Origin of the sequence: Streptomyces sp. NPDC002573 (genome assembly GCF_042889625.1) — a bacterium.
Taxonomy (GTDB): Bacteria; Actinomycetota; Actinomycetes; order Streptomycetales; family Streptomycetaceae; genus Streptomyces; species Streptomyces gibsoniae.
Genome location: NZ_JBIARC010000037.1, coordinates 1 through 13,006 on the forward strand (window position 1 = coordinate 1; position 13,006 = coordinate 13,006).

Genomic DNA, 13,006 nt, shown 5'->3' on the forward strand with positions numbered 1-13,006 from the left:
GTCGGGATCGTGGTGTTGCGCTCGATCAGCTTGGTCATGATGCCGCCCTTGGTCTCGATACCGAGGGACAGCGGGGTCACGTCGAGGAGCAGGACATCCTTGACCTCACCCTTGAGGACACCGGCCTGGAGCGAGGCGCCGACGGCCACGACCTCGTCCGGGTTCACGCCCTTGTGCGGCTCCTTGCCCGTCAGCTCCCTGACCAGGTCCGTCACGGCGGGCATCCGGGTCGAGCCGCCCACGAGGATCACATGGTCGACGTCGGACACCTTGATCCCGGCGTCCTTGACCGCCTGGTGGAAGGGGCTCTTGCAGCGGTCCAGCAGATCGGCCGTGAGCTGCTGGAACTGGGCGCGGGTGAGCTTCTCGTCCAGGTGCAGCGGCCCCTCCGACGAGGCCGTCACATAGGGCAGGTTGATGGTCGTCTCGGACGAACTCGACAGCTCGATCTTGGCCTTCTCCGCGGCCTCGCGCAGTCGCTGCACCGCCATCTTGTCCTGGGACAGATCGATGCCGTAGCCGTTCTTGAACTGCTTGACCAGGTGGTCGACGACCCGCTGGTCCCAGTCGTCACCGCCGAGGTGGGTGTCGCCGTTGGTGGCCTTCACCTCGATGACTCCCTCGCCCATCTCCAGCAGCGACACGTCGAAGGTGCCGCCGCCGAGGTCGAAAACGAGGACCGTCTGGTCGTTCTCCTTGTCGAGTCCGTACGCCAGTGCGGCCGCCGTCGGCTCGTTGATGATCCGCAGGACGTTCAGACCCGCGATCTCCCCGGCCTCCTTGGTGGCCTGCCGCTGGGAGTCGTCGAAGTACGCCGGGACGGTGATCACCGCGTCGGTGACGTCCTCGCCGAGGTAGGCCTCCGCGTCCCTCTTCAGCTTCTGCAGCACACGCGCGGAGATCTCCTGTGCGGTGTACTTCTTGCCGTCGATGGTGCCGCTGTCCGGGAAGCGCCACGACTGGTCGCCCACGTGGCGTTTGACGGAGCGCGCGGTGCGCTCGACGTTGGTCACCGCCTGCCGCTTGGCGACCTCGCCGACCAGCACCTCTCCGTTCTTGGCGAAGGCCACGACCGACGGCGTGGTCCGGGCGCCCTCGGTGTTGGTGATGACGGTGGGCTCGCCGCCCTCCAGGACCGAGACCACCGAGTTCGTGGTGCCGAGGTCGATACCGACCGGACGTGCCATGGGACCCTGCCTCCTCGTCTCCCGGTACCCCTCCGGGCTGCGGTTTTTGTCCTGGTTTCCTACCTGCCTGAATAAAACTTGAGTGGCCCCTTGTCAAGATGGTTCCTGCCGGACCGACGGCACCACGCGATGCCCACCGGGCCGGCGACGACTCCCTCGTCCCTTTCGCCTCTTTCATCGTCTGCCTTGATCGGACGGACGGCGATCCGGCTCCTTCCCCCGGCCGAGGACGCGGCACCTCTCCCCGGACGAGGAGATATGGAGGAACCATCCATCCGGAACGCGAAAATTGGACGAAGCATCCTCTGGTGCGGGCCGTGCGGGGCGCCTTACCGTCTGCACACCACCAGCGGACGGCCCCGTCTCCCCCGCACACCCCTGCGGCGGCCCGGGTGCCGTCCCACCCATCGCGCCACGAACGCGCTCCGCCGCCCTTCCCCCGCTGGAGCTTCCGTTGCCCGAGAACCCCGATTCCTCCTCCGCCGCCGTACCCCCGTCCCTGACCGAGGTGGAGACCTACGGCGTCGAGCGCATCCCCGACGCGGATCGCACCGCGACCCCGCTGGATCTGTTCCGGGTCGCCTTCGGCGGCGCCAACACCTTCTCCACCTGCGTCCTCGGCGCCTTCCCGATCCTGTTCGGCCTCTCCTTCTGGCAGGGGCTCGCGGCGACGGTCCTCGGAGTGCTCGCGGGCGCGCTGATCCTGTGCCCGATGGCGGTGTTCGGCCCGGTCAACGGCACGAACAACGCGGTCTCCTCCTCCGCCCACCTCGGGGTGCACGGCCGGGTGGTCGGCTCGTTCCTCTCCCTGCTCACGGCCATCGCGTTCTTCTCGATCTCTGTGTGGAGCTCGGGTGACGCCCTGGTCGGCGGCGCACACCGGCTCTTCGGCCTGGAGCGCGGCAATCTGTCGTACGTCGTCGCCTACGCGCTGTTCGCGGGCCTCGTGCTCGCGGTGTGCGTCTACGGCTTCCGGTTCATGCTGTTCGTCAACAAGATCGCGGTGACCTCGGCGACCGTGCTGTTCCTGCTCGGGGCGATCGCCTTCGCCGGTGACTTCGACCCCTCGTACGCCGGCACCTTCACCGCCTCCGCCGATCCTGCGACGAAGGCGCTGTTCTGGCCGTCGTTCATCGGCGCGGCGCTGATCGTGCTGTCGAACCCGGTGTCGTTCGGCGCGTTCCTCGGTGACTGGTCGCGCTACATCCCCGCGAACACACCGCGCCGCAAGGTGGTCGGTGCCGCGTTCCTCTCCCAGATCGCGACCCTCCTGCCGTTCGTCTTCGGGCTGGCGACCGCGAGCATCATCGCCAAGCAGGCGCCGAAGTACGTCGACCCGTCGGCCCCGGACTTCGTCGGCGGTCTGCTCGCCATCTCACCGACCTGGTTCTTCCTGCCGGTGTGTCTGCTGGCGCTGATCGGCGGTATGTCGACGGGTACGACGTCGCTGTACGGAACCGGCCTGGACTTCTCGTCGGTGTTCCCCCGGCTGTCCCGGGTTCAGGCGACGCTGGTGGTCGGCGTGCTGTCGATCGCGTTCATCTTCATCGGCCGTTTCGGGCTGAACCTGGTGCAGTCGATCTCCACTTTTGCCACGATGATCATCACCTGTACCACTCCGTGGATGGTCGTGATGATGCTCGGCTTCTACACCCGGCGCGGCTGGTACGACCCGGACGCGCTGCAAGTCTTCAACCGCCGCCAGCGCGGCGGCCGCTACTGGTTCACGCACGGCTGGAACTGGCGGGGCATGACCGCCTGGTGGGTCTCGGCGGTGATCGGCGTGCTGTTCACCGACATCCCCGGCCAGTTCGTCGGCCCGCTGGGCGATCTGGCGAACGGCGTCGACATCAGCCTTCCGCTGTCGCTGGCCGTCGCCGCGATCCTCTTCCTGGCTCTGCTGCGGCTCTTCCCCGAGCCCCGGGCGGCGTACGGGCCCGAGGGTGCGCGGCTGGCTCGTACCGTCGAGGCGCCGATCCCGCCGATCACCGGGCCGGGCACGCTGGACGAGAGCGCTCCGGCGCTCGTGGTCGAGGGCGGCTGATGGACACCTGGCTCGACCTGTCGGTGCCCTTGGCCACCGGGATGCCTGTCTATCCCGGTGACCCGCAGGTCGAGGTGGAACGGGCGCTGCGGGTGGCGACGGACGGCGTGAACGTCCTCAGCCTGCACATGGGTTCGCAGTCCGGGACGCATGTGGACGCGCCGTACCACGTGAACTCGGCGTGGCCGGCGCTGGACGCGCTGCCGCTGGACCGGTTCGCGGGCCCGGCCGTGGTGGCGGACATCCGGGGCCTGCCGGCCAGGACAGCGATCACGCCCGAGCTGCTCGCGCCCGCGCTCAGTCTGCTGCGGCTCCAGCCGGGCGCGATCCTGCTGCTGGCGACCGGCTGGTCGGCCTACTGGGGCACCGACGCCTATGCGGACCACCCCTGGCTGACGCCCGAGTCGGCGCAGGCGATCGTCAACGCGAGTGTCCGCACGGTCGGGGTGGACGCGCTGAGCGTGGACCCGTCCGGCGATCCGGACCTGCCGGCCCATCGGGTGCTGTGCGGCGCGACCGGGGTGATCGCCGAGAACCTCACCGGTCTCGACCGGGTGCTCGCCGCGCAGCGCGCGGGCCGCTCGGTGGAGGTCCATCTGTTCCCGCTGCACCTGCCCGGCTCGGACGGCGCCCCGGTGCGGGCCGTGGCCCGTGTCGGCGGCCCGGCGGCGTACGCATAGGGTCGCCCGGGGTTGCACGGGAGTGGCTCCGCGGCCGCACTCCCGCGAGGGGGGTGCGGCTCGGCGTATGACGCCGGATCAGGTCCTGATCGTACGGGCGAGGTCCAGGGTCAGGCGCTGCCACGGATCGCGCGGATCGCGGGAGGTCAGGGCGTGGATCCGGCGCAACCGGTAGCGCAGCGACTGCGGGTGCAGATGGAGCGCGCGGGCGGCGGCGGTGGCCGACCCCGCCTCGATGTACGCGGTCAGGGCCTGGAGCAGATGGCGCTGGCCCGGCTCGGTCAGCGGGCCGAGGACCAGATGGGCGATGTGATCCGGGGTGGCGGCCGGGTGCCCGGCGAGCAGGGCGAGGATATGCGCGTCGGCGTCCGTGAGCACCCGGCCGGGACGGTGGGCGTGCGCGGGTGCCGTGTCGAGGGCGTCGGCGGCGAGCCGGTGGGCCACGGCGACCCGGTCCAGGCCCTCGCCGGAGATCACACAGGCCCGCCAGGCCCGCTCGTCGAGGGCGGCCGGCGCCCGCCGGCCCGCAGCCCGGGGCAGCAGCAGCACGGCCCGGGAGCCGCGGACCGTCGACAGTGACACACCGCCGTCGCCGAGCGCGGCGAGCAGCTCCGCGGCCGCCTCGTACGACATGTCGGGGCCACCCTCGGTCGTCGGCTCGGCCACCAGCAGGCAGTAGGGGTCGGGGAGGTGGACGCCCAGCCGCGCCGAGCGGTCCGTCAGCGCTCCCGCCGAGGCGTGCCGTCCCGCGATCAGATCGTCGAGCAGCAGCCGCAGGGCCCGGTCGCGGTCCCCGGCGAGGTCCTCGGTGGTGGCCGCGTAGGCCGTGGCCACCACCTCGGACAGCGTGTCCAGCGCCGTGAGCAGGACCCGGGCGAGTGCGAAGCCGTCCGCCGGCGTGAGGTCCCCGGCCCGGGCGGCGACCTCGTCGGTCAGCACGGTCGCCGCCACCCGGTAGGCGCGCAGCACCGCCTGCACGGGCCGGCCGTCGGCCGCGCGGGCCGCCGCGATGCCGCGGAATCTGCGTAGGTCGGCGGGGGCCAGCGTGCCGTCGGTGGCCCACAGCTGCAGCAGCCGGTCGACCCCCCAGGCGGCGATGGCGCGCACCTCCGTCAGCCTGCCGTCGTCGAGCGCGGCGTAGACCGGCACCTGGGCGTGGACGGCGGCGACGACCCCCTCCACGACCCGCCGGTCGGCGAGGATCTCGTCCCGGACACGGCTGCGGGACGGCAGGGGCTGGTTTATCACCGGGTGATGATGACAGCCGTGCGTTGTGCGCACCAAGGTGGACGGAACTTGTCAGGGTCGCAAGGATCGTCGCCACACCACGCGGTCTCAGGGACGAGAGGCGGAGCGCACGGGATGACACGGCACTGGGCGGACTTCCAGTACGAGATCTATCTGAACGGCATGACGGGCGCGGTGCCGCGGCTGCCCACCGATCTGACCCGGCTGGAGGAGCTGACCGAGCAGCGGCTCGGGCCGGGACCGGTCGGCTATGTGGCGGGCAGCGCGGGCACCGGCAGCACCGCACGGGCCAACCGGGCCGCGCTGGAGCGCCGCCGGATCGTGCCGCGCATGCTGCGGGACGTGCACGAACGGGATCTGTCCGTCGAGGTGCTGGGGCGGACGTTGCCCGCTCCGCTGGCTCTGGCTCCGGTCGGCGTGCTGTCGATCATGCATCCGGACGCGGAGTCCGCGGCGGCACGGGCCGCCGCGGCACAGGGTGTGCCGTTCATCCTGTCCTCGGCCTCCAGCACGCCGATGGAGCAGGTGGCCGAGGCGTCGGGGGACGGGGAGCGCTGGTTCCAGCTGTACTGGGCCAAGGACCGCGAGGTCACCCGCAGTTTCCTGGCCCGGGCGAAGGCGGCCGGGTTCACGGCCCTGTTCGTCACGCTGGACACACCGCTGCTGGCCTGGCGGCCCCGGGACCTGGACCAGGCATATCTGCCGTTCCTGCACGGGGTGGGCACCGCCAACTACTTCACCGACCCGGCGTTCCAGGCCGGTCTGGCGAAGCCGGTGCACGAGGATCCCAACGCCGCCGTGCTGCACTTCGTGGGCATGTTCGCGGACCCCGGCAAGACCTGGCCGGACCTGGCGTTTCTGCGGGAGAACTGGGATGGGCCCATCGTGCTGAAGGGCATCCTGCACCCGGACGACGCACGGCGGGCCCTCGACGCGGGGATGGACGGAGTGGTGGTCTCCAACCACGGCGGCCGGCAGGTGGCGGGTTCCGTGGCGGCCGCGGACGCGCTGCCGCGGGTGGTGGAGGCGGTCGGGGACCGGCTCACCGTGCTGTTCGACAGCGGGATACGCACCGGCGACGACATCTTCAAGGCGCTCGCGCTGGGGGCGCGCTCGGTGCTCGTGGGACGGCCGTACGCCTATGGACTGGGGCTCGACGGCCAGGCGGGCGTCGAGCACGTCGTCCGCTGTCTGCTCGCCGAGTTCGACCTCACGCTCGCCCTGTCCGGGCACGCCCGCCCCGCCACCCTCGGCCCCGCCGATCTGATCGAGGAGACCTCATGACCGACCTCAAGAACGTTCTGGCCGTCATCTCGCCCCACGTCGGCGGACGCACGGCGGGCGCCGCGCTCTCCGCCGTCTTCCCCGGCGAGGCGAACGTCACCCTGGTGGAGCGGACCGACGAGGACCCGGCGGCGCTGCGCGCGGCGCACGTCATCGTCACGGGCCTCGCCCCGGTCACGGCCGAACACATCGCCGCCGCACCGGAGTTGGAACTCGTCCAGTGCGCGAGCCATGGCTTCGACTACGTCGACCTGGACGCGGCCCGCGCCCATGACGTGCCCGTGTGCAACATCGGCTCCAGCGGCGCCGAGAAGCAGAACGTGGCCGAGCAGACCTTCGCGCTCATGCTCGCCCTGGCCAAGCAGCTGGTGCCGGCGCACACCGCGCTCGTCGACGCCGACTGGGCGCTGCCGCGGCTGCAGCAGTCCATCACCGAGCTGTCCGGCAAGACCCTCGGCATCGTCGGACTCGGCCATATCGGTCTGGAGGTCGCGCAGCGCGCGGTCGCCTTCGACATGAGGATCCTGTACGCGGGTCCCGAGGGCGTGGACGCGGAGACCGAGGCCCGGCTCGGCGGGGCGCGCCATGTCCCCCTCGACGAACTGCTGCGCACATCCGACTACGTGACGCTGCACGCGCCGCTCACGCAGGACACCCGGCATCTGCTCGACGCCGACCGTCTGGCCCTGCTGAAACCGACCGCGTTCGTGATCAACACGGCGCGGGGCGCCCTCATCGACCAGGACGCCCTCGCGGACGCACTAGAGCGGGGCGCGTTTGCCGGGGCGGGCCTCGACGTCTTCGACCCCGAACCGCCCACCGCGGCCCTCCGGGTGCTCAGGGCACCGAACGTGGTGCTGTCCCCGCATGTCGCCGGGGTCACCCGGGAGACCCTGGTACGGATCGCCCTGGCGGCCGTGCAGAACGCGGGCGACTTCCTGGCCGGGAAGGAGCCCCGGGACATCGTCTCCTGACGGAGTCTCAGGATCGCGCGCCGGGTCGTGGGGTTGCCACGGCCCGGCAGGCGGAGGTGCGAGCCCGCCGGTGCCGAGGGCGGTCAGAACGTCGTCGTCCGTCAGGCCGGCGAGAGCGCGGTCGTGCGCGGGGACCGGGTTCGCGCGGGATCGGAACCACGCGGGACCGGGGTGGTCGGCTGCTCGTCCGTCCCGGCGATGGACAGCGACCGGGGCGCCGCCGACCGGCCGTCGGGCGTCCACCGCTGGGTGTCGGAGCCGTCGCGGGCCTTGACGACGACATCGGTGTCGGAGTCGGTGCTCGCGGGTGCGACGGCGAGGTTCTCGGCCCTGCGCGGCAGCAACTCGCCCCGCACGGTGAGGTCGTAGCGGACGTCGTCGGCGCCCGCCTCGCCCGCGTCGACGCACTGGGCGAGCGTCACGACCCCGTCGGTGGCACGGGAGTCGAGGCAGAGCCCCGGGTCGGCGACACTGCGCAGCAGACCGTCGCCCTCGTACGACCACTGCTGGGTCCACGCCGTCGTGCACGCCGCGAGCCGGGTGTCCGCGCCGGCCCGGACCGTGCCGCGGACGTCCAGGCAGAGGCCGGCGGCGACATTGCGCAGCCGGGTCCGCTGCGGGGCGACAGACTGTCCGGCGGCGCCGGGCGGTGGCGCGGAGTCGGGACCGGCCGAGAGCGTTCCGGTCCTGCCGCTCGCGCTGGTGGAGGCGACGGGGTCGGCGCCACCGTCGTCCGACCACATGCCGGCCACCAGGAGGGACGCGAGCGCGACGGCGGCGGTGAAGCCGACCCCGGTCAGCAGTGCCCGGGTGTTCCGCTCGTCCGCCAGGAACCGGCGGCCTTGCGGGGGGATCCGGGACAGCAGGCGGCGGCGTCCGCCGCCCGCGTGTCTGCCGCCGGGGCCCGCCCCGGTCCGGGCGGCGGCTCGGGACGGCGTGCGGCCGGGCCGGGAGTCGAGATAGCGGCGTGCTCCCCAGCCGAGGACCGCTTCGGCGAGGAGTCCGCCGAGCCCGCCCTCGAAATGGCTCAGCTGTTCCGCTGCGGAGCGGCAGTAGGGGCACTCGAAGAGGTGCTGCTGCACATCGGGCAGCAGCGCGCCGCCACGGCGCAGAGGGACGTCGAGGAGTCGGTTGTGGAAGCGGCATTCGTCGGTGGGGGCCAGTCCCCGGTGAGCCCGTACACAGCCGGCCCGGAACTGATCGCGGGCCTGCTCCAGCGCTCCCGCCGCGGCCCCGGGGGTCATGCCGAGCAGAGCCGCCGGGACGGACACGTCCTCGGCCTCGACCTCGATGTGCCACAGCAGGCACTGGTCGAGTTCGGGAAGCGCCTCGAAGGCGCGCTGGGCGAGGAGGCGGTTCTCGGGAGTCAGTGACTTCGCGGCGCGCATGCCCCGGCCCCCCGCGGGCTTTCTCAGCTCGCGCAGAACCTCCGATATCCGTTCGTCGGCGGCCCAGTCCCCGACCGTGTCCCGTACCGCCACCAGAATCCGGGGCCGCAACGCGCCGGCGGACGCGGAGCGCATGAGCTGGCCGAGGATCCGGTGGAAGGCGGTGGCGGTGACCATCGAGGCGATGTCCGCCGAGGAGGCGAGGCAGATGACCGCGTACTCGTGCGCGGGCTGCCAGTGCCGCGCCATCAGCAGCGCGACGGGCTCGGGGACCTCGCCCACGGGCCGGCCCCTGAGCCGGGAGGCCAGGACCTCGTCGGATTCCCCGAGGGCCAGGCCGGGGCGCGGAGCATAGGACGGACGCGGGGGGTGGGGGGTGTGCACTGAGCGGGTTCCTTCCAAGGCACAAGGCGGCACACGGGGTTCGGGTCGCCGAAAGGGCCCTGGCGTGTGGGGACCATTGCGGCGGGGGCGCCGGGTACACGGCGCGGGAAAGCCGCACGACGGCCGCCGGGTGATGAGCTTTGTGAGCTCGCCGGCGGCCCAAAGCGGAGAGCGGCGATTCCGAGCGGCCATGGCCCCTGCGCGCGAAGGTCACCTTCGCACAGGTCGCTCAGGGCCAACAAGGCGCTTGAACAACATCGGTATCGGGGAAAAGTCAAGGCGGGTCGCCTCGGCAACTCGGCGCGCTCGCACCGGCTTTCGGCACACCCTTGGTCCAAGTACCGCCAATCCCCCACTGCGAGTGCCGGTAATCCCCGCCCGCACCCGCCGACAATGCCTTCGGCCTCGAGTACGGGCATTGCCCGCACCGTCGAGTACGGGCATTCCCCGCCCCGGGCGCACCGGCATTCCCCGCGCCCCGCGCGCCGGCATTCCCCGGGGCGCGGGTCACGGCTTTCCCGCGGGAAGGTCGTAGGTCAGATCTGCCAGGACCGCAGCCGGTCCGCCGCCCCGTAGACATCGGTCTTGCCGGAGATGAGATCGCGCGCGAGGTCGACCAGGGCGCCGTACGGCGGGTCGATGCCGACACCGCTGACGAACATGTATGCGATCGCCGTGGCGCAGGCGAAGCGCGCGTTCGCCGACGGCAGCGGCTTGAGCAGCGTCAGAGTGTGCAGCAGGGCGGCGGCGCGCCAGGCCGGATCGGAGTCCACACCGAGACGGGGTGGGTCCACACGGTGGCGGGCGACCGCGGCGACCAACGCGGAGAAGTCGTTGATGACGGGCTGGTCGGGAAGGACCTCTTCATGGCGCTGCAGCAGCCATGGCACATCGATGTGGAGGACGGCGGCCATGGGTCAGGCGTCCTGCCCCTCACTCTTCGTGGGCGGCTCGTCCTCGGGGAAGGCCGCCGCGAACTCGTCCGCGTGCCCCTCGAAGAACCGACGGAACGCCTCGGCGCCCTCCTGCAGGGCCCGATGCCGCGCGATGTCGGCCGCGGCTGCCTCGCGTACCAGGGCCTTCATCGACGTACCGCGCTCCTTGGCGATCCGTCGCAGGTCCGCTAGCTCCCGATCACTGAACTCCACGTTGAGGGCTGGCATGTCCCACACGGTACCTCTCGGGTACTCGGCGGTAAATACCCGCAGGTGGGAAGAGGGTGAGAGAGGTACCGGAAGCGGGTGAGCGGCCCGTCGTGCGGGCCGGGACGGAATGCGGTGGGCGGACCGGCGAGGCGGTCGACGCGCCACCGCTCTCCCGGCCGTCGGCTTCGGGGGTGTGTATTCCGGCCACGGACTAGGCTGGAACACGAGCGATGCACTTGTTCACCGAGAGTGTGCGCAAGGGAGTGGCGATGAGCCCGGTCCGTCCCCCAGGCGAAGCCGCCACGGCTCGGGCAGTCATCGAGGACAACGGCATCCTGGTGCACTGGAACGAGGACGCACGCCGACTGCTGGGGTATGCGCCCGGGGAGGCCGAGGGCCGCCCCGCCGCGGAGTTGCTCGTCCCGGGCAGCCCGGTACCGCGAGCCGAGCCGGACGGTACCCGCTGGAGCGGCACGGTGCAGCTGCGTCACCATGACGGCGGCACCCTGCCGTTGTGGCTGCTGGCCCATCACCGTCCGCAGGAGCACGGCGGCGAATGGCTGGTCGTCGCCCCGCTCGGCGACCTGGACCGCCTGCTGGAGGACGACCGGCTGCTCACCACGGCGCTGACCTGCTCGCCCTGCGCCCTCGCCGTCTTCGACGAGAACCTGCGACTGTACGCCTGCAACGAGGCGATGGCGGGCCTGGTCGGACTCCCACGGGAGCGGATCCGCGGTCTGCGGCTGACGGAGATCAGCGGCAGACCCGAGAGCGAGGATCTGGAGATCGAGGCCCGCGAGGTCCTGGAGACCGGCCGGAGCCGGGATGTGCAGACACACCGGCGCAGCGGCGGCGAGACTCTGTCGCATGCCTGGCTGTCCCGGTTCGCGCCGCTGGTCGACGACCGCGGCCGGGTGTGCGGGGTGTGCGTCACCGCGCACGACTTCACCGAGCAGTATCTGGCGCGGGAGCGGCTGCAGTTGGTCAACGAGGCCAGCGTCCGCATCGGGACCACCCTCGACGTGACCCGCACGGCACAGGAGCTGGCCGATGTGTGCGTGCCCGCGCTCGCCGACTTCGTCAGCGTCGATCTGCTGGAGCCGCCGGGCGAAGGGGCCGGGCCGGGGCCCTCCTCGGTCACCCCGCCGGTCACGCTGTGCCGCGCCGCCCATCAGTCGATCACGCCGGGCTGCCCGGAGGCACTGATCGAGCCCGGCCGGGTCGGCCGGTACCCCGCCTCCTCCCCGCAGGCGACCTCGCTGGTGGCCGGCCGGACGATGGTGGCCACCAATCTCGCCACGACGCTCACCGAGTGGCTCGAATGGGACCGGGAGCGCGGCAGACGCGTCCGCGAACTCGGCGTGCACTCCACGATGTCGGTCCCCATCCAGGCCCGCGGCGGAACGTTCGGGGTGGCCGTGCTGCGACGGTTCCGGCGGTCGGACCCCTTCACTGCGGACGATGTGCTGATCGCCGAGGAGATCACGGCGCGGGCCGCGGTCTGCATCGACAACGCCCGGCGGTTCGAGCGCGAGCGCGAGACGGCACTCGCGCTCCAGCGCAGTCTGCTGCCCCGCAGTCTGCCGCGTACCGCCGCACTGGAGGCGGCCTCCCGCTATCTGCCGGCGGCCCGCGCGGGTGTGGGCGGCGACTGGTTCGACGTGATCCCGCTGTCCGGGATGCGGATCGCCATGGTGGTCGGCGACGTGGTCGGGCACGGGGTCCAGGCCTCCGCCACCATGGGGCGGCTGCGCACCGCCGTGCGGACGCTCGCCGACATCGATCTGGCGCCGGAGGAACTGCTCACCCATCTCGACGATCTCGTCATACGCATGTCCCAGGAGACGGGGCTCGAGGGCCCGACCGGTGAGGTGGGTGCCACCTGTCTGTACGCGGTCTACGACCCGGTCTCGCGTCGGTGCGCACTCGCGCGGGCGGGCCATCCCGCCCCGGTGATGGTGCCGCCGGGCCAAGCGGCCCGGCAGATCGAACTGCCGGGCGGGCCGCCGCTGGGACTCGGCGGGCTGCCCTTCGAATCGACCGAGATCGACCTGCCCGAGGGCACGGTGCTCGGGCTGTACACGGACGGGCTGATCGAGAGCCGTGAGCGTGACATCGACACGAACCACCGGCTGCTGTGCTCGACGCTCGCCGGATCCTCCTCCGGTCAGGGCTCGCTGGACGACGCCTGCGACCGGGTCCTGCACACCCTGCTGCCCGCGGGCGGTGTCCCGGACGATGTGGCCCTGTTGCTCGCCCGTACCCACGGGCTGCCCTCCGCACAGGTGCAGACCTGGGAGATCTCCCCCGATCCGGCACTGGTCGCCACGGTCCGCAAGCAGGTCGTGGGACGGCTGGAGGTGTGGCGGATGAGCGACGCCGCGTTCACCGCCGAGCTGGTGGTCAGCGAGCTGGTCACCAACGCCATCCGCTATGGCGAAGATCCGATCCGGCTGCGGCTGATCCATGACGCCACCACGCTGATCTGCGAGGTCTCCGACGGCAGCCTCACCGCCCCGCATCTGCGCCGGGCCCGGACCTACGACGAGGGCGGTCGCGGTCTGCTGCTGGTGGCCCAGCTCGCCCAGCGCTGGGGCAGTCGCCACACCAGCGAGGGCAAGGTGATCTGGGCCGAGCTGGGTCCGGTACAGTGAGCCGACGGCCGGTGCCGG

The 13,006-nt window shown here is 71.9% G+C and carries 10 protein-coding genes; 5 read left to right on the plus strand and 5 right to left on the minus strand.

The window, feature by feature from the left end; all coding sequences use genetic code 11:
• Nucleotides 1-1,187 (minus strand): molecular chaperone DnaK (gene dnaK / locus ACFYX0_RS29485; RefSeq protein WP_388974516.1); only part of this gene is annotated, 1,187 nt, incomplete at its 3' end.
• Between the two features lie 454 nt (nucleotides 1,188-1,641).
• On the opposite strand from dnaK, the gene ACFYX0_RS29490 reads away from it, so the two are divergent.
• Together ACFYX0_RS29490 and ACFYX0_RS29495 are read left to right on the plus strand one after the other, a co-directional pair.
• Nucleotides 1,642-3,231: a purine-cytosine permease family protein gene (locus ACFYX0_RS29490; RefSeq protein WP_388974518.1), complete on the plus strand. Its 1,590-nt coding sequence runs from the start codon at nucleotides 1,642-1,644 to the stop codon at nucleotides 3,229-3,231.
• Nucleotides 3,231-3,911 (plus strand): cyclase family protein, encoded by a 681-nt coding sequence (locus tag ACFYX0_RS29495; protein ID WP_388974520.1) that lies wholly within the window; start codon nucleotides 3,231-3,233, stop codon nucleotides 3,909-3,911. The genes ACFYX0_RS29490 and ACFYX0_RS29495 overlap by 1 nt, the downstream gene beginning before the upstream one ends.
• A gap of 78 nt (nucleotides 3,912-3,989) precedes the next feature.
• Here ACFYX0_RS29495 and ACFYX0_RS29500 read toward each other — a convergent pair whose 3' ends face one another.
• A complete protein-coding gene (locus ACFYX0_RS29500) occupies nucleotides 3,990-5,159 on the minus strand; it encodes a PucR family transcriptional regulator (RefSeq protein ID WP_388974522.1) in 1,170 nt (389 codons plus the stop codon).
• Nucleotides 5,160-5,273: 114 nt separating this feature from the next.
• On the opposite strand from ACFYX0_RS29500, the gene ACFYX0_RS29505 reads away from it, so the two are divergent.
• Together ACFYX0_RS29505 and ACFYX0_RS29510 are read left to right on the plus strand one after the other, a co-directional pair.
• Nucleotides 5,274-6,443, plus strand: a complete 1,170-nt coding sequence (locus tag ACFYX0_RS29505; protein WP_388974524.1) for a lactate 2-monooxygenase — start codon at nucleotides 5,274-5,276, stop codon at nucleotides 6,441-6,443.
• Nucleotides 6,440-7,417: a 2-hydroxyacid dehydrogenase gene (locus ACFYX0_RS29510; protein WP_388974526.1), complete on the plus strand. Its 978-nt coding sequence runs from the start codon at nucleotides 6,440-6,442 to the stop codon at nucleotides 7,415-7,417. The genes ACFYX0_RS29505 and ACFYX0_RS29510 overlap by 4 nt, the downstream gene beginning before the upstream one ends.
• Nucleotides 7,418-7,518: 101 nt before the next feature.
• On the opposite strand, the gene ACFYX0_RS29515 is transcribed toward ACFYX0_RS29510, so the two are convergent.
• From ACFYX0_RS29515 to ACFYX0_RS29525, 3 genes are all read right to left on the minus strand, one after another.
• Nucleotides 7,519-9,189 carry a ricin-type beta-trefoil lectin domain protein gene (locus ACFYX0_RS29515; RefSeq protein ID WP_388974528.1) on the minus strand — a complete coding sequence of 557 codons (1,671 nt, stop codon included), beginning with the start codon at nucleotides 9,187-9,189 and terminating at the stop codon, nucleotides 7,519-7,521.
• Between the two features lie 536 nt (nucleotides 9,190-9,725).
• Entirely contained in the window at nucleotides 9,726-10,103 is a 378-nt protein-coding gene (locus ACFYX0_RS29520) for a toxin Doc (protein ID WP_388974530.1), read from the minus strand.
• 3 nt (nucleotides 10,104-10,106) lie between these two features.
• Nucleotides 10,107-10,352 carry a hypothetical protein gene (locus ACFYX0_RS29525; RefSeq protein WP_355915910.1) on the minus strand — a complete coding sequence of 82 codons (246 nt, stop codon included), beginning with the start codon at nucleotides 10,350-10,352 and terminating at the stop codon, nucleotides 10,107-10,109.
• Between the two features lie 251 nt (nucleotides 10,353-10,603).
• On the opposite strand from ACFYX0_RS29525, the gene ACFYX0_RS29530 reads away from it, so the two are divergent.
• Nucleotides 10,604-12,988, plus strand: a complete 2,385-nt coding sequence (locus ACFYX0_RS29530; RefSeq protein WP_388974637.1) for a SpoIIE family protein phosphatase — start codon at nucleotides 10,604-10,606, stop codon at nucleotides 12,986-12,988.
• Nucleotides 12,989-13,006 lie beyond the last annotated feature (18 nt).

Excerpts from the sequence above, each read along its gene's own strand:
- ACFYX0_RS29510 (WP_388974526.1), top strand. The coding sequence starts at position 6,440 with ATGACCGACCTCAAGAACGTTCTGGCCGTCATCTCGCCCCACGTCGGC.
- ACFYX0_RS29520 (WP_388974530.1), bottom strand. The coding sequence starts at position 10,103 with ATGGCCGCCGTCCTCCACATCGATGTGCCATGGCTGCTGCAGCGCCAT.
- ACFYX0_RS29525 (WP_355915910.1), bottom strand. The coding sequence starts at position 10,352 with ATGCCAGCCCTCAACGTGGAGTTCAGTGATCGGGAGCTAGCGGACCTG.
- ACFYX0_RS29495 (WP_388974520.1), top strand. The coding sequence starts at position 3,231 with ATGGACACCTGGCTCGACCTGTCGGTGCCCTTGGCCACCGGGATGCCT.
- ACFYX0_RS29505 (WP_388974524.1), top strand. The coding sequence starts at position 5,274 with ATGACACGGCACTGGGCGGACTTCCAGTACGAGATCTATCTGAACGGC.
- ACFYX0_RS29530 (WP_388974637.1), top strand. The coding sequence starts at position 10,604 with ATGAGCCCGGTCCGTCCCCCAGGCGAAGCCGCCACGGCTCGGGCAGTC.